This is a genomic window from Fibrella aquatica, from assembly GCF_041321135.1.
In the GTDB taxonomy this organism is placed as follows: domain Bacteria; phylum Bacteroidota; class Bacteroidia; order Cytophagales; family Spirosomataceae; genus Fibrella; species Fibrella aquatica.
On record NZ_JBGGWF010000008.1, the window covers coordinates 149,297 to 172,772 of the forward strand.

Annotated in this window: 19 protein-coding genes; 13 read left to right on the top strand and 6 right to left on the bottom strand. The window is 50.5% G+C overall.

Going from position 1 to position 23,476, the window contains the following annotated elements:
- Positions 1–36: 36 nt before the first annotated feature.
- Complete coding sequence (locus ACAW87_RS18110; RefSeq protein WP_370725048.1) at positions 37–798, bottom strand: fatty acid desaturase; 762 nt, start codon at positions 796–798, stop codon at positions 37–39.
- A 106-nt stretch (positions 799–904) separates the two neighbouring features.
- Here ACAW87_RS18110 and pafA point away from each other — a divergent pair, with 106 nt between their 5' ends.
- Positions 905–2,602 (top strand): alkaline phosphatase PafA, encoded by a 1,698-nt coding sequence (gene pafA / locus ACAW87_RS18115; protein ID WP_370725049.1) that lies wholly within the window; start codon positions 905–907, stop codon positions 2,600–2,602.
- A 113-nt stretch (positions 2,603–2,715) separates the two neighbouring features.
- On the opposite strand, the gene ACAW87_RS18120 is transcribed toward pafA, so the two are convergent.
- A complete protein-coding gene (locus ACAW87_RS18120; RefSeq protein WP_370725050.1) occupies positions 2,716–3,504 on the bottom strand; it encodes a biotin--[acetyl-CoA-carboxylase] ligase in 789 nt (262 codons plus the stop codon).
- A 115-nt stretch (positions 3,505–3,619) separates the two neighbouring features.
- On the opposite strand from ACAW87_RS18120, the gene rsfS reads away from it, so the two are divergent.
- The gene (rsfS, locus tag ACAW87_RS18125; RefSeq protein ID WP_370725051.1) at positions 3,620–4,030 is read left to right on the top strand and encodes a ribosome silencing factor; all 411 of its coding nucleotides are present in this window, start codon (positions 3,620–3,622) and stop codon (positions 4,028–4,030) included.
- 106 nt (positions 4,031–4,136) lie between these two features.
- Positions 4,137–6,170, top strand: coding sequence for an ATP-dependent zinc metalloprotease FtsH (gene ftsH / locus ACAW87_RS18130; protein ID WP_370725052.1), 2,034 nt, complete (start codon positions 4,137–4,139; stop codon positions 6,168–6,170).
- Positions 6,171–6,532: 362 nt separating this feature from the next.
- Here ftsH and rho read toward each other — a convergent pair whose 3' ends face one another.
- The 3 genes from rho to tilS form a co-directional block, all read right to left on the bottom strand.
- Complete coding sequence (gene rho / locus ACAW87_RS18135; RefSeq protein ID WP_370725053.1) at positions 6,533–8,920, bottom strand: transcription termination factor Rho; 2,388 nt, start codon at positions 8,918–8,920, stop codon at positions 6,533–6,535.
- A 440-nt stretch (positions 8,921–9,360) separates the two neighbouring features.
- On the bottom strand, positions 9,361–11,649 hold the full coding sequence (locus tag ACAW87_RS18140; RefSeq protein ID WP_370725054.1) for a carboxypeptidase regulatory-like domain-containing protein: 2,289 nt from the start codon (positions 11,647–11,649) through the stop codon (positions 9,361–9,363).
- 149 nt (positions 11,650–11,798) lie between these two features.
- A complete protein-coding gene (tilS, locus tag ACAW87_RS18145; protein WP_370725055.1) occupies positions 11,799–13,178 on the bottom strand; it encodes a tRNA lysidine(34) synthetase TilS in 1,380 nt (459 codons plus the stop codon).
- A gap of 38 nt (positions 13,179–13,216) precedes the next feature.
- Here tilS and ACAW87_RS18150 point away from each other — a divergent pair, with 38 nt between their 5' ends.
- The 10 genes from ACAW87_RS18150 (at position 13,217) to ACAW87_RS18195 (ending at position 22,831) form a co-directional block, all read left to right on the top strand.
- Positions 13,217–15,118 (top strand): OstA-like protein, encoded by a 1,902-nt coding sequence (locus tag ACAW87_RS18150; protein WP_370725056.1) that lies wholly within the window; start codon positions 13,217–13,219, stop codon positions 15,116–15,118.
- 102 nt (positions 15,119–15,220) lie between these two features.
- A complete protein-coding gene (locus tag ACAW87_RS18155; protein WP_370725057.1) occupies positions 15,221–15,865 on the top strand; it encodes a T9SS type A sorting domain-containing protein in 645 nt (214 codons plus the stop codon).
- A 106-nt stretch (positions 15,866–15,971) separates the two neighbouring features.
- Positions 15,972–16,871: an outer membrane protein assembly factor BamD gene (locus ACAW87_RS18160; RefSeq protein ID WP_370725058.1), complete on the top strand. Its 900-nt coding sequence runs from the start codon at positions 15,972–15,974 to the stop codon at positions 16,869–16,871.
- Positions 16,872–16,878: 7 nt separating this feature from the next.
- Positions 16,879–17,193, top strand: coding sequence for a DNA-directed RNA polymerase subunit omega (locus ACAW87_RS18165; protein ID WP_370725059.1), 315 nt, complete (start codon positions 16,879–16,881; stop codon positions 17,191–17,193).
- A gap of 99 nt (positions 17,194–17,292) precedes the next feature.
- A complete protein-coding gene (gene coaBC / locus ACAW87_RS18170; RefSeq protein WP_370725060.1) occupies positions 17,293–18,495 on the top strand; it encodes a bifunctional phosphopantothenoylcysteine decarboxylase/phosphopantothenate--cysteine ligase CoaBC in 1,203 nt (400 codons plus the stop codon).
- A 15-nt stretch (positions 18,496–18,510) separates the two neighbouring features.
- Positions 18,511–19,422, top strand: coding sequence for a type IX secretion system protein PorD (gene porD, locus ACAW87_RS18175; RefSeq protein WP_370725061.1), 912 nt, complete (start codon positions 18,511–18,513; stop codon positions 19,420–19,422).
- Positions 19,423–19,563: 141 nt separating this feature from the next.
- Positions 19,564–21,228, top strand: a complete 1,665-nt coding sequence (gene recN / locus ACAW87_RS18180; RefSeq protein WP_370725062.1) for a DNA repair protein RecN — start codon at positions 19,564–19,566, stop codon at positions 21,226–21,228.
- 6 nt (positions 21,229–21,234) lie between these two features.
- Positions 21,235–21,714: a viral A-type inclusion protein gene (locus tag ACAW87_RS18185; RefSeq protein WP_370725063.1), complete on the top strand. Its 480-nt coding sequence runs from the start codon at positions 21,235–21,237 to the stop codon at positions 21,712–21,714.
- Positions 21,656–22,360, top strand: coding sequence for an SCO family protein (locus ACAW87_RS18190; protein ID WP_370725064.1), 705 nt, complete (start codon positions 21,656–21,658; stop codon positions 22,358–22,360). The genes ACAW87_RS18185 and ACAW87_RS18190 overlap by 59 nt, the downstream gene beginning before the upstream one ends.
- A gap of 30 nt (positions 22,361–22,390) precedes the next feature.
- Positions 22,391–22,831 carry a c-type cytochrome gene (locus ACAW87_RS18195; protein WP_370725065.1) on the top strand — a complete coding sequence of 147 codons (441 nt, stop codon included), beginning with the start codon at positions 22,391–22,393 and terminating at the stop codon, positions 22,829–22,831.
- 28 nt (positions 22,832–22,859) lie between these two features.
- Here the strand turns inward: ACAW87_RS18195 and lptC are convergent, their stop codons facing one another.
- Positions 22,860–23,444, bottom strand: a complete 585-nt coding sequence (gene lptC, locus ACAW87_RS18200; RefSeq protein ID WP_370725066.1) for an LPS export ABC transporter periplasmic protein LptC — start codon at positions 23,442–23,444, stop codon at positions 22,860–22,862.
- Positions 23,445–23,476 lie beyond the last annotated feature (32 nt).

A 23,476-nucleotide genomic window follows, 5' to 3' on the forward strand; every position in this document is an offset into this window, starting at 1 on the left:
GCTAACAGAACAAATCCTTAATTAGCGAAGCAACTCTTAATTCTTAACTCTTAATTCTTCCATCTCTCTCGCCTCAGCCAGTTTCCACCACGGCAGGTAGGGTTGATTGTGGTGTTCGAAGTGGTAGCCGAAAAAATAGCAGGAAACGAATGCCCATACGTGGTTGAGGCCTTGACTGCGGGCATTGTGGGGCGGATTTTCATGGTCGCCGCGATGGGGCAGGTACGTGCCAAAGGTGAACAACTGGAAGGTGCTCAGGAAAGCCGGGACCATCCAGAAAATGATCAGGTTTTCCATTGGAAACCAGATTTTCAGCACGTTATAGGTAGCGGCCATCGCCAGGATTTGCCAGATAGACACGTAGCTACGGGCAAAGTCGATAAACCAGAGCAGCATGTTGGCATTACCCCGATGATAGTCTGGGTCATGCTCAGTGGCCGCGTGGCGGTGATGCAGGTGATGTCCCGCCGATAACTTTCCGTAGCTGTTGTAGGCAAACAAAGTCGTTGCCACCCAGCCAATCGTTGTGTTAATGCGTTTGTTGTTGGGCGCTACTACGCCGTGAATAGCATCGTGGGCCGTGATGAACACACCCGTGTAGAGGTGAGTCTGAAGCAGCACGAAGAGATAGACAAGGGGATCGGACCAGCTTATGCCAATGCCGGCAACAGACGGTTCGGGGCTTTGGTACGTAAGCAGAAACGCGAGCAGACCGAACCAGGCCGACAAAATGATCAGTGCAATCCAAATGCCCTTGTTGCCAATCTGGGCGGGGTTAAACGTCATTCGTTGAGGCATGAACAAGCCGATAGCTTCGTGGTTTGGTAATACAGTCAACGGTAGCCGCGCCGGATTTGTTCGTTACCTTTGTGGGCATCTATAGCTCGTTTCGACGTATTAATCCATGACGCGTTTCGCTTCCCCGTTATTTCTCTTTGCTCTTTTTTGCACTGTTTCAGCCGTTGGTCAGCCGAAAAAAGCGCCCGCAACTACCCTGACACCAACCACCACTCCTGCCAATGCCAATTCGTCGGCCCGGCCAAAGCTGGTTGTCGGCATTGTGATTGATCAGATGCGCTACGACTACCTGTATCGCTATTATGATCGGTACAGTTCATTGAAAACCGGCGGTGGTTTCCGGCGACTGATTGAACAGGGCTATAACTGCCGAAACAACCATTACCATTACGCGGCTACCTATACCGGCCCTGGCCACGCAGCCATTTATACCGGCTCGGCTCCGGCTTTGAACGGAATTGTTGGCAATGACTATTACGATCGTCAGTTGGGTCGTCTGGTGTATTGTGCCGAAGATACTTCCGTTAAAACGGTTGGGAACACCGGGTCGGCAGGGCATATGTCGCCCCGTAATTTGCTGGTGACCACGATTGGCGATCAATTGAAGTTAGCCACCGACAACCGGGCCAAAGTAATTGGCGTAGCCCTGAAAGATCGTGGGTCTATTCTGCCCGCTGGTCACGCGGCAGACGGAGCCTACTGGTTCGACTCGAAAGATGGTAACTGGATTACCAGCACGTTTTACCGGAACGATCTACCCGCCTGGGCTCAAGCCTACAATAACCGCCGCCAACCCGAACAGTTTATTCGGCAACGGTGGGACCTGCTGTTGCCCCTCGATCAGTATGTAGAGAGCACTACAGACGATCAACCTTACGAAGCCACCCTGCCGGGCGATACCAAATCTATTTTCCCGCATGAGTTTGTGGGCATAGCCGGTCAAAATCGGTACGAAGTGCTGCGTGCAACGCCTTTCGGCGATCAACTCACCAAAGAATTTGCATTGGCTGCCATCGATGGCGAGCAACTGGGTAAAGACAATATCACCGATCTGCTGGCGGTGAGCTTCTCAACGCCCGACTATGTGGGGCATGCTTTTGGCACGCACGCGATTGAAACGGAAGACGAATACCTAAGGCTAGATCTTCAATTGCAGGATTTTTTCAATCAGCTGGATGCCAAGGTGGGTAAAGGAGAGTGGCTCGCCTTTCTGTCGGCTGATCACGGCGCAGCCGATATTCCGGCCTTTTCGAGAACCTACCGCATCCCGGCTGATATAAAGTCGGGTAGTGAGATAAGCACGGCGGTGAAAGAAGCATTAGCTAAAGCTTACGGGCCAGGACAGTGGATGTTGACGTACTTCAACCAGCAGATTCACCTGAACACGCCGTTGCTGGCCGAGAAAAAAATACCGATGCAGGAAGTGTATGCGATTGTTCGGGCTACGCTGCTGGCGCAGAAAGGCATTATCAACGTCATTAACCTACACGATTTGGGTAACACGCAACTTCCCGACAATCAGTTGGCCATGTTGCGTAACGTATATCACCCCAACCGCAGCGGCGATTTTTATGTGATGCTACAGGCGGGCTGGTTTGAGGGGCGTAGCCGAGGCACCACCCACGGAACCATGTATCCATACGATACGCACGTACCCTTCCTGATTTACGGCTGGGGCGTGAAAGTGGGGCAAACGTTTCACCGCACCCAAATCGCCGACATCGCCCCCACAGTTTGCGCCCTTCTCGGCATTCTGGAACCCAACGGCTGCATCGGTAACCCCGTAGAAGAAGCGATGAAGTAAGCTTTGTCAGTTATCAGTTATCAGTAAACAGTTATCAGCGCTGCTTAAGTACGTTGTGCGCCACGAGACTGCGTTCCTCAGCGGAGCCACTGATAACTGATAACTGATAACTGTTAACTGACAAAGCTTACTTCTTTGAAGGCGAAAAAGCGGGTGACACCTTCTGTCAGGATGCCAAGACGTCCGGTTGGGTCGAGGTCGACGATAATGCCCGTGAAAAGCTGATCATCGGCCAAGTACGTACCTGGAATTTGGTAGCGGTACAGGTGCTGTAAATACGCGGCGCGGAGTACATGTCGATGCCCCGATCGCAATTGCAGGTACCGTTTTTCGAGTTGTTCGGCCAACGCTGTCAATAGTCCTGGTAGCGAGTAGCCATCTGGTATGGGTGATTCGAGCAGCAACGACGTTGCTGTGGGTACGCTGAAGGCGAGTTGATTCACATTCAGGCCAATGCCAACGATAGAATAGGCCAACGCGTAGCCCTGGAGCGTATTTTCGATCAATACCCCGCCCAACTTTCGGTCGTAAACATAGACGTCGTTAGGCCATTTTATCGTTAATCCTGCAGTGGACAGGAGCGGTGTCAGCGTATCTTGAATAGCAAGTGAGACGGCTATGTTGAGCCAAAACTGTTCGGAAGCGGCCAGGAAATGGGGATTTAGTACCAGCGAAAAAGTGAGATTTTGCCCCGATTGCGCTTCCCACGTATTGCCGCGTTGACCACGCCCTTTGGTCTGCTGATCGGTGACAACAATCGTACCTTCGGGGATCGTATGGCCCGTTGAGGTAGGGTCATCCTGGTTCAATAGCCGGGCTGCTTCATCGTTGGTGGACTGACAGCTTGGCAGATAAACGATTTTTTGCCCCACGAAGAGGGTTTTGGGATAAATTTTGTACAAAAGATTGTTACGATTATAGATTAGTCAAATAACGTATGGTGCGCTGAAGCAGTTGCTTCCTTCATTTGGCCACGTACCCGCTACTTGTTTGCGCTCACAAGTTTACACGCAAAGCATGATTCAAAACGCTGTTTCAGCCAAACTAACAGAATTAACGACCGAACAACTCCGTGATCTGGTCGTCAAAGGAATGCAGGAGAAAAAAGCGCAGGACATTGTGGTGATGGATCTGCGTCAAGTAAAAAATGCCGTTACCGACTACTTTGTAATCTGTTCTGGTAGCTCCGATACACAGATCGACGCCATCGCCGGCTCAATCGAAGAAGAAATATTGAAAATTAGCCGGGTATTTCCCTCAAACCGCGAAGGCAAGCTAAACCGCGAATGGATCCTGCTGGATTACATGGACGTTGTTGTGCACGTGTTTAAGAAAGAGCGCCGGACTTTTTATGATCTCGAACAGCTTTGGGGGGATGCCGAGATGACCTGGGTGGATAACGAAACCGATATGCTTGTGCAGCGCTAGGCTGTCGAACACGGGCTGGTTGTCTTCCTGTTCACAGTACAATAGTAAAAACATTCACTATTGTACTGTGTTTCCCTATTAACCGATTTCTGTATAACCTGTCGAAATGTCTGATAACAACAACAATAAAAATCCACTGCCCCGGTTGCCTCGGAAACCAAATTTCCAGGGCTGGATTGTGGTTCTGCTGATTGCCGCAATTTTGGGCATCGCGTTCCTGAGTAAAAACACCTCTGTACGCCCTACGTCGGCCCGTCAGTTTGAGCGTATGGCTCGTAACAACGATGTGCAAAAAGTCACCGTAGTTAACGATAAATACGCCGAGATCACCCTGACTCAACAAGCTCTTCAAAAACCCGAATACCGGGGTTTGAACGGTGAAAAACCTTATTTCGGAAACGGCGCCGGGCCGCACTATCAGTTTGAAGTGCCTTCGGCCGAATCGCTGAAACGTGATCTGGAAGGGATTCAGAAAGAAAAGTCTATCGATCAGAAAATCGATTTCAACGTTGAAACCCGTACCGATTTTGCCAGTCAGTTAGCTACGTACGGTTTCTTCATCGCCATGATTCTGGCCATGTACTTCATTTTGGGGCGCATGTCGGGCGGCGGTGGTCCGGGTGGTCAGATCTTCAACATTGGTAAATCGAAAGCCGCGCTGTTCGATGCCGATAGCAAAGTGAAGATCACGTTTAACGACGTAGCCGGTCTGGATGAAGCCAAAGAAGAAATTAAGGAGATTGTCGATTACCTGAAAAATCCGTCGAAGTTCACCAAGCTGGGAGCTAAAATCCCGAAAGGTGCGTTGCTGATTGGCCCTCCGGGTACGGGTAAAACGTTGTTAGCGAAAGCCGTGGCTGGTGAGGCAGGCGTTCCGTTCTTCTCACTGTCGGGTTCCGATTTCGTGGAAATGTTTGTGGGTGTTGGTGCCGCCCGGGTACGTGACCTCTTCAAACAAGCCAAAGAAAAAGCGCCCTGTATCATCTTTATCGATGAGATCGACGCCGTAGGCCGCTCACGTGGCCGTGGCTCGATGCCGGGTGCCAATGATGAGCGCGAAAACACGCTGAACTCACTGTTGGTAGAGATGGACGGTTTTGCTACCGACTCCGGTATCATTATTCTGGCCGCCACCAACCGCCCTGATGTACTCGACTCAGCCCTGCAACGTCCCGGTCGTTTCGACCGTCAGATCAGCATCGACAAGCCGGATATCATTGGTCGGGAAGCAATTTTTAAAGTTCACTTGAAACCCATCAAACTGTCGTCTGATGTGGAGCCGAAAGAATTGGCCGCTCAGACACCTGGTTTTGCCGGTGCCGAAATTGCCAACGTATGTAATGAAGCTGCGCTGATTGCGGCCCGTCATGACAAGGAATCAGTTGAAATGATTGATTTCCAGGATGCGATGGACCGGGTAATTGGTGGTTTGGAGAAGAAAAACAAGCTGATTTCGCCGGAAGAAAAGGAAATCGTGGCCTATCACGAAGCCGGGCATGCGTTGGCGGGCTGGTTTCTCGAATTTGCTGACCCGCTGGTGAAAGTATCGATTGTGCCCCGTGGTGTGGCGGCGCTGGGTTACGCCCAATACCTACCCCGCGAGCAGTATCTCTACCGTACCGAACAGCTTATGGACGAGATGTGCATGGCCTTAGGTGGCCGGGCCGCCGAAGACCTCGTGTTCGACAAAATTTCGACCGGTGCGCTGAGCGATCTGGAGCGAATTACCAAGCTGGCCTATAGCATGGTAACCATGTACGGTATGAACGACAAGATTGGTAACGTATCATTCTACGATTCGAAACAATCGGAGTACTCGTTCAACAAGCCGTATTCGGAAGAAACAGCCCGTCAGATTGACGAGGAGGTTCGGAAGATCATCGAAGGCGCTTACGAGCGTACGAAGACGATGCTGACCGACCACCGCGAGGCATTGGAAATCATTGCGCAGGAACTGCTGAAAAAAGAGATTCTATATCAGGATGACTTGGTTCGTCTGATTGGCAAGCGTCCGTTCGAGCGCGATACTGTATATCAGGCCTACAAAAAGCGGGGAATCGCTGAAGAAGTTAAGGAGGAAATTGGCACGGAATCAATCCCCGACGCCATCAAGCCGCACGAGACACTGGAAGGTATCTGATAACGTACCTGACTAAAATAAAAAAAGCCCGATCAGCACTGGTCGGGCTTTTTTTATTGCATTGTGGGTGGTGTTTGACCAGTCAATTAGTGAAAGTATTGCAACCCAGGCAGCGTTTTTGTTATCCCAACGACAGGAGGGATCTTGAGTTCTATGAACAGTATTCATGGATAAAACGCAAAATTCCTCTTATCATCGGGATGATAAAAGCGCTGCCCACCAATATTTAGGAGTTAAATTGGAAGGGTAGTAGGTACGTTCTAATAAAAAATGCCCAGCCAGCGATGGTTGGGCATTTTTTGTGTTCAGGTACGTTGCTATTCTTACTGATACTCAAAGCGGAGCGGCGCTCCGCTGAACTGTTATCGGTTCATTGAGATCAGGAATTCTTCGTTGTTGCGAGTGCCGCGCATCCGGTCGAGGAGGAAGTCCATTGATTCAACGGGGTTCATGTCCGACATGTGTTTGCGCAGAATCCAGACGCGTTGCAGCGATTCACGGTCAATGAGCAGGTCTTCTTTCCGGGTTCCTGACGCCATCACATCGATGGCCGGGTAAACCCGTTTGTTGGCAAGGCGACGGTCGAGCTGAAGTTCCATGTTACCGGTGCCTTTGAACTCTTCGAAGATTACCTCATCCATTTTAGAACCGGTGTCGATCAGGGCCGTAGCAATGATGGTCAGCGAACCGCCATGTTCTACGTTACGCGCCGCCCCGAAGAACCGCTTGGGCTTGTGCAATGCATTGGCATCGACACCACCCGACAGGATCTTACCCGATGATGGAACAACCGTGTTATAGGCCCGTGCCAGACGAGTGAGCGAGTCAAGGAGAATCACTACGTCGTGACCACATTCAACCATACGCTTAGCCTTTTCCAGCACCATGCTGGCCACTTTCACGTGGCGGTCGGCCTGCTCATCGAAGGTCGACGAAATAACTTCGGCGTTTACACTCCGTGCCATATCGGTCACCTCTTCCGGGCGTTCGTCGATCAGCAGGATCAGCAGATACACTTCGGGATGGTTTTTGGTAATGGCGTTGGCAATCTCTTTCAACAGCACCGTTTTACCCGTTTTGGGCTGGGCCACAATCATGCCGCGCTGTCCTTTACCGATGGGAGCAAAGAGGTCGAGCACGCGGGTCGAGTATACCTCGGGTCGAGTGCTGAGTTTAAGTTGCTCTTCAGGGAAAAGGGGCGTAAGGTATTCAAACGGAATCCGGTCGCGAATCTCTTCGGTGGTTTTGCCGTTCACAGTGGTCACTTTCAGCAGGGCGAAATACTTTTCACCTTCTTTGGGTGGCCGGATAGAGCCGATGATGGTATCGCCGGTTTTCAGACCAAACAGTTTAATCTGTGAAGGCGATACGTAAATATCATCCGGGCTAGCCAGATAATTGTAATCGGCAGAGCGCATAAAGCCGTAGCCACCATCCGACATGATTTCCAGCACGCCTTCGTTATCGATGATGCCATCGAACTCGCGCACGTGTTGGTTATACTGCCGACGAATCTGACGGGCATATTCGGTTTGCTCGCGGGTTGGTTGCGGCGACTGGTGACGCTGACCATCCTGACCAGTCGTTTCTCCGTCGGCCTGAGTTGTTTCTGCCGAAGCCTGTCCCTGGTCGGCTTGCTCAGGTACGTTAGGTACGTTGGCCATACCGGGCGTTTCTTCCGAAATCACCGTTGGTGTGACAAACTCTTCTTCCGTCTCCTGCTGAAAGTTGGTCGCGTTTTCGTCACGAACGGCTGGACGACGATTTTGAATCGGTTGCTGATACGAAGGTGGCGCCTGGTTCGGGTTCTGACTCCGGTACGAATCACGCAGTTCGCGGCGAGTTTGCTGATTGCGATTGGCGTCCTGATCGGGTCGGCCGGGGCGTTGCTGATTGCCAAACCGATCGTTTCTTGGCTGAGGCTGGTTGCCCGACTGCCGATCGGGGCGGCCGGTATCGAAACGCGACGAATCGGGCCGTCCGTAGCCTGAATCGCGTGGGCGGTCAGACTGATTACGACGATCATCCATCCGTTGCCGGGAATCATCCCGGCCACCGTCGGTCCGGCGGGGCATATCGCCTTGATCGGGCCGGTTTCTGTTTAGCTGGTCAGGCCGATTTTGATCTTGCCGCCCCTGCCGCGTAATACCGTCAGGCTGGTTACGGCGGTCATCCTGACGTCCCTGACGGGTATCGCCCTGGCGCGGGCCATCCATTCGCTGGCGTGGTTCGCGGCGGGTTTCGGGCAAACCGTCGACTGGTGTCTCTGGCTGTTCGGACTGGGCTGGCAACGGTTGACTGGCTGCGCTGGTTGCCGGTGCTTCTGTACTGACCTCAGAAACGGGAGGGGTGTTTACTACCGCCGTTTCTACCGGAGCCGATGGGGTGTTGCTGGATTCTGTTGGCTCCGCCACCCGTTTTGCGCGCGGTTGGCGTGATTTGGGAGACGCCTCTGAAGCAACCTCTTCAACAGAGGTTAGGGCCGACTCGAGCGTAGGTGCAGGTACGTTGCTGATGGCCTCTGCTGGCGCTTTGCGTCCACGGGCCGCTTTTTTGGGAGCTACTTCAGTGGTAGACTCCGCATTGGCTGATACAGGCGAAGTGTCGCCCGGTTGCCGCGATTGTTGATCCAAAATTTTATAAACGAGGTCTTTTTTAGGGTATTTAGTGGCGTCAGAAATGCCGAAGTTATCGGCAAGGCCACGTAGCTCCGACAAGAGCTTGGACGTTAAGTCGTCAATAGTATACATAAGTAAGGGTTAGCGCAGACTGCTGTCGGGAAGCAACGTGAGCACGCACAGGGGGAATTTGGAAAGTGGCCGTTTTGGCCAGCTAACAGATGATGTACGCTGAAGGATATACGACAGGAAATAGAGACTAAGGTTGGTCTGGATGACCGCGCCCGATACGGTGTTCAGGCGGTCAAAATCTGCAACGGGAAACGTAAGTTACTTGCAGGCTACAAACAGGGTGGAGAATAATGAGTTAGCCCCTCTGAATCGTAGGTAGGCAAATATAAAACAATCCCTCAGATTAATTACGTAACACAAAAAAAGTGAAAAGGTTTTCTGGCGAGAATCTATTTCACAAACGGGCTACTGACTTTATTGGCCGCCTTATTCAGCGTAAAAAGAGAAAGCGCAGGTTATAAAACCTACGCCTTCCCCAATCTACCTCACAACACAAGGACTTATTTCACGGCCAGAATTTTGAATTCAGTACGCCGGTTTTGTTGATGTTCTGTTTCTGCACAGTCGATTCCGTCGGTGCAACCATTCACAATTTCGCTTTCACCGTATCCGCGAGCCGTTAATCGGCTAGGACTGATACCTCGTGAGGCAATGTAATCGATAGCGGCCCGGGCTCTACTTTCTGACAAACGCATGTTGTATGCGTCGCTCGAACGGGCATCGGTATGCGAACGTAGTTCGATTTTCATGGTTGGATATTCTTTCAGAATAGCCACTACATGGTTCAGTTCTCGGGCTGCATCGGGCCGTATGAAGAACTTGTTCAGGTCGTAATAAATATTCTTGAGCTGGAACACATCCCCTTCGCCATAAAGACCGAGCGAGTCGACCGAACTGCGCTGTGCTTTTCCCTTAATTACTTTGCTTGGGGTACGTTTGGTGGCATACCGGTCTTTTTGAGCCGTGATGGTGAACGGAGAGTTAGGCTTCACGTCAAATTCATAACCGCCATCGGGGCCGGTCACCATTGTTTTCTCTGACTTATCCCGTTCGTTCCGAAGGGTCACTTTTACGCCTTCGGCAGGCTTCTGGTTAACCTCGGTTTTTATGACACCGCGTACAATGGTATTCTCGCTTTTTTCCAGATAAATAGACACATTCATCTGTGGCCGATTCGACTGGGTCAGCGTAGAGAAGCGCACACTGTTGGGCGCGTAGCCTTCTTTAACAGCCTTGAACTCGTATTCGGTGTTCACGTCGAGGCACAAATCCGTTTTGCCTTCGTTGTTGGTAACTTTCAAATCCTGGTTCGATCCGTTACGCACAATACGCACATCGGCGGTACTGATGGGGGCACCACTTTTAGCATCGAACACCAGAATATTAAGCTGCTTGCAAGACCGGCGGAACGAGTAGATATCATCGTCGCTAATGCCCTTGCGGCGGTTACTGCTGAAATAACCGGAGGTACGTCCTTTGTCGGTGATCAGGCCAAAATCGTCTTTTTCGGAGTTTATCGGGTAGCCTACGTTCTGTACATCACGGTAGGGAACGCCATCTTTCAGTTCGGCATAAAACACGTCGAGGCCACCTAAACCGGCATGTCCGTCAGAGGCGAAGTAGAGATTGCCACCTGCATCTACGTAAGGGAACATTTCGTTACCCTCGGTATTGAGCTCTTTACCCATGTTTACGGGTGTACCCCATTCGCCGTTTTTAAATTCAACCACGTAAAGGTCCGTTCCTCCGTAACCACCGGGCATATCCGAGACAAAATACAACCGCTGATCGTCGGGCGAGAAAGCCGGGTGACCCACCGAGTATTCGTTGCTGTTGAAGGGTAGTTCCGTGACATCGTGCCACTTGCTGCCCCGGTATACCGCCGAGTATAGTTTCAGTTTACGAATGCCTTCGCTGCTCTTGGCTGATTTGCCTTTGCTGCCGTTGTTCCGGGTAAAAACAATGAAGTTCTGATCCTGCGTAAAGGTTACCGGCCCTTCGTGATACTTCGTGTTCAGAGTCCGGCTAAACTTCTCTGATTTGGAGATCGGCTTGTTCTCGGCTTCAATTTCCACCGACTGATCGGCTGCCGGACCACCACCGCCCAATACGGCCGTTGCGGCAGGTTTCACCACCGGATCGAAGCCGGGAATGCGAAGCTGATTAGTGTCCGGGAAAGAATACAGATCCAGAAAGGGTGTCTGGTTCCACGAGAAAACGCGTTTGATCGCCCCTCCTTCATCACGCGAGGAGACAAAGACAAGCCCTTTTTTATAAAACATCGGGCTAAAATCAGCCTGGCGCGAGTTAATAGGTAAATTCTGAACCCGGTACGACGAGGAGTCGAGGTAAAAGCGGCTGAGGTCCATGTAGGTGATTGTACCGGTACGGCCGCGTAAGTCATTGCTTTGCCGCTGCCCATACTGACTATACATTTTCTGCGCTTCGCGGCTCTTGCCGTTTTGGGCCAATGCCTGTGCGTAGTAGAGATACACCTCGCTTTCCAGGTCCGGATAGTTCGCAACCAGTTCACCGTATACCCGTTCTGCATTACGCGTATCCTGTAGTTTACGGTAGCTGAAACCCAGCTTAGTCATCGCCTCCTTCACTTCGGTGGCATCGCCTGGTTTTCCACGCAAAAACTCTTCGTATAGGCGTACTGCCGTCAGATAACTGTAATTATCGTACTGTTTATTGGCGGCCTTAAGTCGCCCGCTCTGCGCGTGCAGCGTCAGCGACGTCATTAGCAGCCCGGCTAGTAAGAGCACAACCCGTATTGATCGGTTCATGATGTAATCTGTTTTAAACTATGGGTTTCCCGAAAGGGTAACATCAAAATAAGTGCCAAAGTGTAGCTGTGAAGGTGATGTGGGGCCAAACAGCTGAAAATTCGTAAATCAATAAAGCTCGTAATTTAGCCTATAGATTAGATTATTTATTAAAATTTAAGCCCTTCTACGCAGCAGATACGCCTGGTTTTTTGGGTAATCCGGGCTGTTTGAGCAATGCGCATCCCCACCACCCACATAATCCGTCCGTTGCATTCCAGCACCCGCACCCGCTCACGCAGCGGAAGACCCAGCTTAGTATCGGCCAGGAAATCGCTGACCAGTCGACTTCCGTTCATGCCAAGCGGCACAAATCGGTCACCCTCGCACCATCGGCGAAGGGTCCATGGAAAGGGAAGGCTGTCGGCATCAAACAAAGCGGTGTTAGAGTCTGTTGGCCACTTTTGGTCCCAATCAGTTCGGTTTATGACGCGAATGGTTAATTGGCCGTCACTGGCCAGATCAACTGGTGATGTTGGCCAATCGGTTAAGTGTACTGATAAAACGGGGGTTACCTGCCGCGGGAGTAGCCAAAGTTGTTGCCGGTCATGGAGCAAGCGGTATTCAGGGGCAAGAAACACCTGACCAATCTGGCCGGGTACGTGCCTGTTTGGGTCAACTGCATGCCAGCATTGGGCCAATACATCGGGTGTGAAGCCGTAAGGCCTTAGCCATTCGCCCAATCTGAATAGGGGTTCGGGGTAGCTTACCAATGCCGAAAGGTCAATGATAAATCCGTTGCTGATTGGGCTTATGCACCGTTGAAACGAAGCTACTATATCGTTCTGAAGGATGGTTTCGGCGGCGCGTAACTGACTCAGCGAACGCGGCAGGGCCCGAAGCAGACCCGGGTTGATTTGTTCCAGCACCGGCACAACCTGATGCCGGATTTTGTTACGGCTGTACTTATCCAATGCGTTCGACGCGTCTTCACGCCAGTCTAATTCATGCTGTTCTGCGTATACCTCAATAGCCGAGCGGGTAGCGAACCAGAGCGGTCGAACCAGGTGTGGTCCTGTTTCCGACAGTTCCGATTGAATGGGCATACCGCGTAGACCAGACAACCCAGTTCCGCGTATCAGGTTAAGCAGTATTGTTTCCAGCACATCGTTCAGGTGGTGGGCTGTGGCTACGGCAACGTACCCGTACTGAAGTTGTATCTCGCGGAACCAGTTGTAGCGTAATTGCCTGGCCGTGACCTGCGTTGATTCGTGCCGGAGAGAGGCTTCGGTTAGGGTGTCGAAGCGGGTTACATGAAACGGAACCCCGTAATGATGAGCCATGTTCTGCACAAAGGCTGCGTCGGCGTCGGAATCGGCTCCACGTAAACCGAAGTTTACGTGGGCAATACCAAACGTAAAGCCAGCCTGCTGCATCAGCCTGACCAGCACCACCGAATCGATACCACCACTTACGGCGAGTAAGACCCGGTCTGCAGGGCCAAAAAGCTGGTGTTCGTTAATAAAAGATAAAAATCCGTCGGGTAGCACGCGGGTACGTTAGATTTGCATGTTGAAGTTACATGACCTTGAGTACACAAAAATATAGCCTTTCACGGCCCGTAGCCGTTTTTTTCGGTTGCCTTGCCATACTATTCCTGCTGAGTATATTGGCAAGAGCGCAACAGGGCCGTCCGGCAGCGCCGGGTACGTCGGCAGCAGGCGGCACTGAGCAGGTTCAGATTCTGAATGCGGATAGTCTGGAAGTGAGTCAGGCACCGGGTAGTGCCACGCGGCGATTGATTGGCAACGTGCGGTTGAAACATAAAGGAGCGCTCATGTTCTGCGATCTGGCCATTCAGAACGCGAGTGCCAACGTGGTGGAAGCTTACGGAAACGTACGGATTTTGCAGGGCGATACCATCACGGTGAAAGGCGACACGATGTACTACTACGGCAACACCCGTTCGTCGACGTTGTTGAACCGGGTATCACTTCGCGATAGCAAAATGACCCTGACCACATCGCGCCTTGATTATGATATGGCCAACGGGATTGCTCACTACCCCAACAAAGGGCGTATCGTTGATAAAGATAATGTACTGACGAGCGACGAAGGGTACTACGACACGCGTTTCAAGCAGTTTACGTTTATCAGGAATGTGCGGCTGGTCAACCCCAAAACCACCATCACGGCCGATTCGCTCCTGTATAACAGCGCTACCAAGATTGCCACCTTTCAGGGCCCTACCAGGATCGTGAACAAAGACGGAACATTGGTGGCCCGCGAGGGTACGTATAATACGGTTACGCGCATTTCTAATTTCAGAAAACGCGCCACGGCCTACACCGAAAAATATACGCTCACCGGCGATACGCTGAACTTCGATAACCAAACAGAGTTGGGCGTTGCCCACGGAAATGTGGTGCTGGTTGGTAAAGAAAACAATACCATTATCACGGGCGATCATGCTCGCTATAATGGTAAGGCCGGTATTTCGCGCGTAACGGGCAACGCGGTGGTTCGTTCGGTGGTGAGCAACGACACACTGTACATACGCGCCGATACCCTTTTCTCATACGATACGCCGAGTGGTAGTGCCGTGAAAAAACCACGTAAACTGGTGGGGCAGAAGAATGTATTGGTCTACAAATCTGATCTTCAAAGTCGCTGTGATTCGCTGGTGTATGCCGTGTCTGATTCCACCATTTTTTTCTATAAAAAACCAATTGTCTGGAGTCAGGCTTATCAAATGGAGGCCGATACGTTGACGGCAAAACTGAAAAATAATCGAATCAACACGATGCTTTTGCGGAGCCGATCATTTGTCATTTCACAGGATTCGCTTCAGTATTTTAACCAGATAAAAGGGCGCTCTATTACGGCTTCGTTCAGGAATGTGCTGGACACGATCCGTCCTAAACCGGTGGCAAAGGCTGTTCCCCGCTCCAAAACGGCCCGTGCTACCACGCAAAAAGTGGTTCCGCCGCCTCGTTCAGCAACGGCTGTGGCGGGTGCGTTTAGGGTAGAAGATAAGACCGAACTAAACAGAGTTGTGGTTGAGGGCAACGGTCAGAGCATTTATTACGTAGTAGATGACAAGAATGTTTTCACGGGAATGAACCGCGTTGATTGCAGCAAAATGACGATCGATTTCAATAAGGGCCGGGTGGGTACAATTCGTTTCTACGGAAGCCCCGACGGTGTGCTGACTCCGCCTAAATTAATAACCGACGACAAGAAAAAATTGGATGGCTTTCGTTGGCGTGTTGGCGAAAAACCAACGAAAGAGCAAGTATTGGGTGCCCAATCCACAACGGTTAATTCGGCAAATGCACAGCGATCAACTGTGACCGGAGCAAACACGGCCGCGTCAGCTATGCAGCAACAACTTTTACTAAAAGGGGCAAATACACCATTGGATAAAAGCGGCATTAAATTTGACGCTAATTTTAAACCATTGACTGGCAAAACGGGTCAGAAGAAGTAAATCGCAGTTAGAATTACAATTTTTTACATTTTACCACGTTGACTTTGTCTTTTTACTACCTTACGTTTGTGTTAGATAGAGTCAAAGCATTGATTTTCAGGAATGGAGAAATATTTACGTATATATGGGTGTTTACTTGGTCTGTTATGGGCCACTTCGGCTCAGGCGCAGGTGCCCGGGCGGAGTCGGCTCGAGCTTGGCCGAAAAGCTGCCCAGCCCGCAACAACGGCAACTGCTGTTAAGCCACAACGGGTTTTACTACCGCTTTCGCGCCCCATGTCAACGATGGATAATCTGCTGTCTCAGGGTAAAAACCTGGCCATGCGTGATTATTACCGGTCTTTACTGATTTCGGCGCCAACAGCAAACACAAAAGCAACGGCAACGCGTTCGGGTGGTATAGCAGAAGGAAACAGCAACGGTGCTGGCACCGAGCGTTCTATCGAGGAGGCGAGCCGGGCCGATGAACGGATGTACAGCAGTGATCGCCTGACCGTCTCGAACATTTACCCGAATCCGGCTCACGACGTAGCCGAGATTGATTACGTCATGAACAGCAACGTTGGTAATGCCTCCATTACACTGCTAAGCATTTTGGGCGCTCCTGTTGCTGAATATACCCTAGACCGCAACGATCGTAAGGTGAAATTGCAAACCCGAGACCTGCCAACAGGTTATTATTTTTACCAACTCTCGGTAGAGGGCGTAAAAGTGGCCACCAAGAAACTGCTCGTAAAGCATCAATAACCACTCGATATCATAAAGTACTCTTAACATATGTTAAGCAGTGCACCAGATTGGCTACATCCACGTTTAAAGGGTGTAGCCATTATTTTTGTATATTTGCGACCTTATGCAAAACCGTTGTTTTTTTGCCTTATTGATTGGAGTAGTAATGCTGAGCCTATCGGCCTGTAGCGATTTTTCTAAATTACAGAAAAGTGGCACAGATGACCAGAAGTACAAAGCGGCATTGAAATACTACGAGAAAAAGGATTGGTATCGTGCCGGTCTGCTTTTTGAAGAGATTATCCCGAAACTGAAGGGTAGCTCTGAACAGGAGATTTCGCAGTTCAACTACGCCTACACGCAGTATAATCAGGGGTTGTACGAACCCGCGGCTCAATTGTTCCGGCGTTTCTACGAAACATTTGCCCGCAGCGAGTCGGCACCCGAGTCGATGTATATGTACGCGTTGTCCCTGTATAAATCAACGCCTGGTTTCAACCTCGATCAGTCGAATACCATCACGGCGATGTCGGCACTGCAGGATTTCGTGAACAGCAATCCTGATAGTGAACACGTAAAAGACTGTAGCGAACTGATCTTAGATCTGCGCCGTCGGTTAGAAAGAAAGGCGTATGAACGCGCAAAGCAGTACTACAAGGTGAGTGGATTTAGCATCGCTAATTACAAATCATCGGTGGTAGCGATCAATAACTTTCAGCGCGAGTTCCCCGATTCAGAATTCAACGAAGAATTGGCGTACCTGAAAGTAGACGCCGAGTATAACCTGGCTACCAATTCGATTGCTGAGAAGCAAAAGGAACGTTTTCAGGAAGCGGTGGCGTTTTACAAGTCGTTTCAGGAAAAATACCCCAATAGCAAATATTTGAAGCAGGCCGAGAAAATGGTGGAGAACAGCACGAAAGAGCTGGACCGAATAGCCAAAGAAGAGAAAGCCCGCGAAGACCTTAAAAAGCAACTCCAGCCGAACCCCAACGCCCCGGCGAAGGTGACATCGGTAAACTGATAAAACTATGGCATCTAATCCTTCGATTATCACCCGCGACACCGATAAAATTGCGGCAATGACCGGTAATCTGTATGAGTCGGTTTCGATTATCTCGAAACGCGCGCGGCAGATTTCGACCAAAAACAAAGAAGAACTGAGCAACAAACTGTCGGAGTTTGTGTCGGCAGTAGATAACCTCGAAGAGGTGTTCGAAAACCGGGAGCAGATCGAAATCTCAAAATTCTACGAGCGCATGCCTAAGCCTACCACGCTGGCAACCGACGAGTTTCTGGCCGGTAAAGTATATTTCCGCTATCCGGAAGAAAGCGAAGAGAAGTAGGTTAACGAACCAATATACGGTCCCACGTGAAGGTACAGAGGCACGGAGTTTGTAGAAACTCAGTTGATCTTTGCACTTTACGTGGGATTTTTGCTGTCTATGAAGCCCCTTACTGGTAAACGAATTATACTGGGTGTATCGGGCAGCATTGCTGCCTATAAATCGGCCTTGCTGGTTCGGCTATTGGTGAAAGCTGGTGCTGAGGTGCAGGTGATCATGACCGAATCGGCGAAGGCGTTCATTACGCCACTAACGCTGGCAACGCTTTCTAAACGACCGGCCCTGTCTACGTTTGTGGCCGATGCTAATGGGGTCTGGAATAACCATGTTGAGTTGGGCCTGTGGGCCGATGCGCTGGTTATTGCTCCCGCCTCAGCCCGTACGCTGGCCCGTTGCGCCACGGCTCTCTGCGACGATTTGCTGTCGGCAACGTACCTATCGGCAAAGTGTCCGGTGTTTGTTGCCCCGGCTATGGATCTGGATATGTACCGACATCCGGCGACGCAGGAAAACCTGGATCGGTTGAGACGGTTCGGAAACCATATCATCGATGCTGAGCATGGTGAACTGGCGAGTGGTTTGGTAGGAGAGGGGCGTTTGGCCGAGCCCGAAACCATTGTGCAAACGCTGGAACGGCACTTCAGCAGGCAGCAAACACTGATTGGTAAAACCGTGCTGATTACGGCTGGCCCTACCCAGGAGGCTATTGATCCGGTGCGGTATATTAGCAATCATTCGACGGGTAAAATGGGTTTCGCTATTGCGCGTGCCTTTGCCCTGGCCGGTGCTGACGTTACGCTGATTTGTGGACCAACGCACCTGTCCACGCCTGATTCCTCCATAAAACGAATAGATGTACGCTCGGCTCAGGCCATGTATGAGGCGGCGGCACTAGCTTTTCCAACGGCAGACGTTACTATTTTGAATGCGGCCGTAGCCGATTACACACCGGCTCATCCGGCCTCAGAAAAAATAAAAAAGAAAGACCCAAACTTCAGCGTTGAACTCACCAAAACCGTGGATATTGCCGCTACTTTGGGAGCTCAGAAGCGGGCTGATCAGCTCATGATGGGCTTTGCGCTGGAGACGACCAATGAGCGGGAAAACGCCCTCGGTAAGCTGCACCGGAAAAATCTTGACTGGATTGTGTTAAACTCACTGCGTGATACCGGAGCCGGATTTGGGCACGACACCAACAAAATTACCGTTATGGATAGGCAGGAAGTAGTGACCGAATTTGGACTGAAAACCAAAGACGAAGTAGCTGCCGACCTGCTGGCTATCATTGCACAAAAAGTATAGGAAATTCGCCCGATCATGATACGTATAGTGCTTTTAATCAGTTTATTAGTTTCTCTGGCTGAAGGTCTTCAAGCGCAAGAACTAAATTGTACCGTCACGCTGAATACCGAACAGCTGGCGGCAGCTCAGAAGACTGATCTGGCTTATTTTAATCAGTTGAAAGGCGTAATCTCGGAGTTTATGAACACCCGGCGCTGGTCGACAGATCAGTTTGCACCGGCTGAAAAGATCAACTGCTCGCTGACCATCAACCTGATTCAGTCAACAGCCATTGGTGTCTTCAGAGGCAACGCTCAACTGAGCGTAACCCGGCCAGTGTATGGTACAAGCTATCAGACAACGACGCTTAGCTTTATTGACCGAAACTTTGATTTTAGCTGGTTACCGACGCAGCCCTTCTTCTATCGCGAAAATCAGTATTCTGATGATCTGACGCATGCGCTGGCTTTTTATGCCAATGTTATTCTGGCGGTCGATTATGACTCGTTCTCCCGGCAGGGCGGCAATGTGTACGTTCAGCGGGCGTTTCAAATCGTCAACGTGGCGCAGGCGGTATCGGATAATGGTGCCTGGTCGGCGCAGGATAACAGCCGGAGAAACCGGTATTGGTTGATTGAGAATCTTCAAAATCAGCAGGTTATTCCTTTTCGGGAAGGCTTTTACACGTACCATCGGTTGGGCCTCGATGCCTTTGCTTCCAATCCGGTGCAGGCTCGAAAATACACGATGGATTTGCTGACCAGTATTCGGCAGATTACCTTGCAAAAGCCCGGAGCTGTGCTGCTTAACTCGTTTTTCGACGCCAAGTCCGACGAATTGTTGAATATCATGGCCGAAGGTACCCGCGATGAACGTAAACGGGCCTTCGACCTACTCTCTTTTTTAGACCCGGGAAAAACAGAGAATTACCGACGGCTGTTAAACTGAATACGTAGTTCGCAGTGGCATCAGGCAGGTTCCGCTCATCGTGGTGCTTGATTGGTATCCGGCTGCTCACTGCTATTGTCAACTGCTACATATAGCCAATTAAACTAAATCTTTCTTCCCGGCAGACTGTTTCTTGTTCGTATGCTATCGCACTTACTAATTAAGAATTACGCGCTTATCGATCAACTGGAAATGACCCCCGATCATGCCCTGAACATTATTACGGGCGAAACCGGAGCGGGGAAATCCATCATGTTAGGGGCTATTGGCCTGTTGCTGGGCAACCGGGCCGATACACGCGTATTGTATGACCCATCGGTGAAGTGCATCATTGAAGGGTCGTTTGATGTGTCGGGGTACGTAATTGAGACCATTTTTGAGGAAGAGGAGCTGGACTTCGCACCTACCTGCATAGTCAGGCGCGAAATAAGCCCCGCCGGTAAATCGCGGGCCTTTGTAAACGACACACCCGTTAACCTCGAAACCATGCGGCGGGTTACCAGCCAACTCATGGATATTCACTCGCAGCATGACTCGGTGTTGTTGGGGTCTAACGAATACCAGCTACAAATTGTCGATACGTATGCTCAGGACGATGATCGACTACGTACCTACCGGGCCGACTATCAGGTATACCGGGAGCGGCAGACGATTTATGATCATTTGATGAACGAAGCCGGGGCCATGCGTCGCGAGTTCGATTACAATAATTTTTTGTACGAAGAACTGGCCAAGGCGAACCTGCAAGCCGACGAACAGGAGACGCTGGAGCAGGAGTTGAATGTGCTCGAAAATGCGGGTGAAATCAAAGAACGCCTACTGCTGGCTTCCGAATACCTGGATAACCCGGAACAATCGGTGGTGGCGTTGCTGAAAAGCGCGGTTGGTTGCCTGAATCAGGTGAGTAAAGTAGCCGATCAGTACCGTCCGTTGCAGGAACGCGCTCAAAGCGCGCTGATTGAACTGCGGGATCTGGCCGATGAAATTGCTACCGAACAGGAGGGTGTGGAGATGGACGATACCCGCACCGAAACCGTTCGGGAGCGACTAAATCTGCTTTACCAGTTGCAGACCAAACACCAGGCTAAGAACGTAGCAACGCTGATCGAGTTGCGGAACGAACTGGAGCAGAAGGTGAGTAAAGTGCTGAATCTGGATGAAGAAATTGAGAAAGCCAAAGTCAGAGCCGACGCTGCTCAGAAAAAGATGAACAGCAGTGCCGAAGCGCTATCAAAGGCGCGGTTGGCCGTGTTGAAGCTGATAGAGAAAGAAATAAAAGGACTTCTGAACGATCTGGGTATGCCGAACGCTTCGCTACAGATCCATGCCGAAAAAGGTCGACCAACGCCGACGGGGATCGATACGGTTTCATTTTTGTTCAGTGCGAATAAAGGGGTTAAGCCGCAGCAGTTGAAAAACGTGGCCTCCGGTGGTGAATTTTCGCGGTTGATGATGTCTATTAAATACATTCTGGCCAGTAAGCGCTCGTTGCCAACCATTATATTCGACGAAATAGATACCGGGGTATCGGGTGAAATCGCGATTAAGATGGGCCATATGATGCGGGATATGGCCCACACGCATCAGCTTATTTCAATTACCCATTTACCTCAGATCGCGGCGCAGGGGATGGCCCATTATTTTGTGTATAAAGATCACTCGGCAGCCAAAACGGTTAGCCGGGTGCGTAAGCTTACCTTTGAGGAACGCGTGCAGGAAATTGCACAGATGATCGGTGGTAAATCGCCGTCGCCGAATGCGATCAGTAGTGCCCGCGAGATTCTGGAACAAAATGCAACTGTTTAACAATCAATGAGAAAGATAGGAATTGCTCTCGGTCTTGCCGTCGTTTTAACGGCCTGTGGTACTAAAGAGAAAACAGGTCATGAAGGGCATGATATGGCCATGACCGAAGCGGGGACAACCGTTGAGAAGGCCGAAAAAGATGTCTTTGCCGTGCATGATGAAGTAATGCCGAGTATTGATGATGTCATGAAGCTGAAGAAGGAACTCAACGGTAAACTGACCGCTTTAGATAGTATGCAGGGCACACCAACCGAAACGGTTCGGATTGATGAGCAAAAAGCGCAGGTACGTCAATTGGTTCGCCGACTCACAGAAGCTGATAGCCTGATGATGGACTGGATGGGCAACTACAAGGGCGATACGCTGAAAAAACTGCCTGAGGCCGATGCACTTCGTTACCTGGCTGAACAGAAGCAATTGATCAACAATGCAAAAGCAAAAATTAACCAAAGCATCGAGCAGGCACAGACGTACCTTAAGCAGTAAGTCGATTGCTAGTTTGCTGGTGATCAGTCCGATTGTAGCCCTGTTCTTAGGGATAACCGGCTGCTCAAAACCCGATCGATTACCGATATTAGGCGAACGATCGACCGTAACTAAACAAGTGGATGGTAAAACCGTCACTGATTCGGTTTACCATACCATCCCCGATTTTAAGTTCGTCAGTCAGTATGGCGATACGGTTACGGCGGCCACACTGAATGGTAAAATCTACGTAGCTGACTTCTTCTTCACCTCTTGCCCAACCATCTGCCCAAAGATGAAAACGGAGCTTAAACGCGTGTACGAACGCTTTAAAGCAAATCCGGACGTGTTGTTGCTCTCGCACACGATTGATCCCGAACACGACTCTGTACCCGTGCTGAAAGAGTTCGCACAGGAATTGGGGGTGACTGGTAAAAACTGGTTATTCGTAACTGGTGACCGCGACAAGATTTATGATATTGGTCAGAACAGCTACATGGTGACGGCGCAGGAAGATTCAACGGCCCCCGGTGGCGTGGTGCACAGCGGCGCGTTCATTCTGGTCGATAAAGACCGCCATATTCGGGGTATTTATGACGGAACAACCGAGGTTGGCGTTGATAAGCTGATGGCCGATATGGATAAACTGCTGAGTGAGAAAAATTGATAACCAGGTCTGCTTTACAGACTATTACTTATGTTCATATCCGTAAAAAAGTCAGTTTTTTTTTGCTGTCTGGCTAGCCTTCTTCTCACACTGCCCTTTACTGCCTGCCAAAGTGATGAGGAAACAAAGCGGCAGAAATACATTACGGAGGGGATTTTTCTTTATCGGAAGAACTGCGCTAACTGTCATCAGGCAGATGGAACAGGTCTTGCCAATTTATATCCGCCCCTGGTCAATTCAGATTATATGAAGGCCAATAAGAACGCGGTGATATGCTCGATCCGGTATGGTCAGAAAGGGCCGATTGTGGTGAACGGAAAGACGTATAATCGGGTGATGCCGCCTCAGTTGCAGTTGAGCGCTCTTGAAGTAGCCGAAATAACGACCTACATCTACAGTCAGTGGGGAGGGGATAAACGCTTGGTTACTGGCAAACAGGCCGAAGCTATACTGACGAAGTGCGCTCAGTAGGGCCAGTTACCAATGGTACTTGGTTAACTTATATGCCTCCTTCGAGATTGAACACCCCCGTTACGCGACGAACAGAATAACGCGAGAAATCCTGGTTGGCATCAAGGCCAATGCCGTACAGTTTTTCGCCGGTGAGCTGACTAGTCACAATCACTTTCTGATCCGTAAACACTTTGCGGGTATTCGGATTCCAGTTCAGCAGATTGGTACGTAGCTTTTCCTGCTTTGCTTTGTTCACTACTACCACGTGCCCCATCACTGTATATAGGTCTTTAGCTTTATCGTACCGGCCGGAGTCTGAACGCAGGGTGGTAACAATCTGTGAACCAGACGCATCGTAGAAGTCGATTAGGACTTCTTTAGGGTATTTTCGGTCATCGTTAATATACCGTAGCTGACGGGCAGTAGTCAGCTTTACCCGCATTTGTGCCGACTCGCTGTAGAGTAGCTTTACATTATTGATTTCTTCAATCGGCCCTTTATATGCTACCGCCTTCACCGGTTTTTTCTCTTCTTCGCAGGAAGACAGGAGAAGTAAGGTGCCGAAAAGCACCCAAAGTGTACCGGCCTTTAAACGACCGGCATGCGTTTTGGTTGGAAAAGAAGTAGACATCGACAAGTGGGAAATAGCAAGATGACCACCAA

Excerpts from the sequence above, each read along its gene's own strand:
- ACAW87_RS18110 (WP_370725048.1), bottom strand. The coding sequence starts at position 798 with ATGCCTCAACGAATGACGTTTAACCCCGCCCAGATTGGCAACAAGGGC.
- pafA (WP_370725049.1), top strand. The coding sequence starts at position 905 with ATGACGCGTTTCGCTTCCCCGTTATTTCTCTTTGCTCTTTTTTGCACT.
- rsfS (WP_370725051.1), top strand. The coding sequence starts at position 3,620 with ATGATTCAAAACGCTGTTTCAGCCAAACTAACAGAATTAACGACCGAA.
- ftsH (WP_370725052.1), top strand. The coding sequence starts at position 4,137 with ATGTCTGATAACAACAACAATAAAAATCCACTGCCCCGGTTGCCTCGG.
- rho (WP_370725053.1), bottom strand. The coding sequence starts at position 8,920 with ATGTATACTATTGACGACTTAACGTCCAAGCTCTTGTCGGAGCTACGT.
- ACAW87_RS18140 (WP_370725054.1), bottom strand. The coding sequence starts at position 11,649 with ATGAACCGATCAATACGGGTTGTGCTCTTACTAGCCGGGCTGCTAATG.
- ACAW87_RS18155 (WP_370725057.1), top strand. The coding sequence starts at position 15,221 with ATGGAGAAATATTTACGTATATATGGGTGTTTACTTGGTCTGTTATGG.
- ACAW87_RS18160 (WP_370725058.1), top strand. The coding sequence starts at position 15,972 with ATGCAAAACCGTTGTTTTTTTGCCTTATTGATTGGAGTAGTAATGCTG.
- ACAW87_RS18165 (WP_370725059.1), top strand. The coding sequence starts at position 16,879 with ATGGCATCTAATCCTTCGATTATCACCCGCGACACCGATAAAATTGCG.
- coaBC (WP_370725060.1), top strand. The coding sequence starts at position 17,293 with ATGAAGCCCCTTACTGGTAAACGAATTATACTGGGTGTATCGGGCAGC.
- porD (WP_370725061.1), top strand. The coding sequence starts at position 18,511 with ATGATACGTATAGTGCTTTTAATCAGTTTATTAGTTTCTCTGGCTGAA.
- recN (WP_370725062.1), top strand. The coding sequence starts at position 19,564 with ATGCTATCGCACTTACTAATTAAGAATTACGCGCTTATCGATCAACTG.
- ACAW87_RS18185 (WP_370725063.1), top strand. The coding sequence starts at position 21,235 with ATGAGAAAGATAGGAATTGCTCTCGGTCTTGCCGTCGTTTTAACGGCC.
- ACAW87_RS18190 (WP_370725064.1), top strand. The coding sequence starts at position 21,656 with ATGCAAAAGCAAAAATTAACCAAAGCATCGAGCAGGCACAGACGTACC.
- ACAW87_RS18195 (WP_370725065.1), top strand. The coding sequence starts at position 22,391 with ATGTTCATATCCGTAAAAAAGTCAGTTTTTTTTTGCTGTCTGGCTAGC.
- lptC (WP_370725066.1), bottom strand. The coding sequence starts at position 23,444 with ATGTCTACTTCTTTTCCAACCAAAACGCATGCCGGTCGTTTAAAGGCC.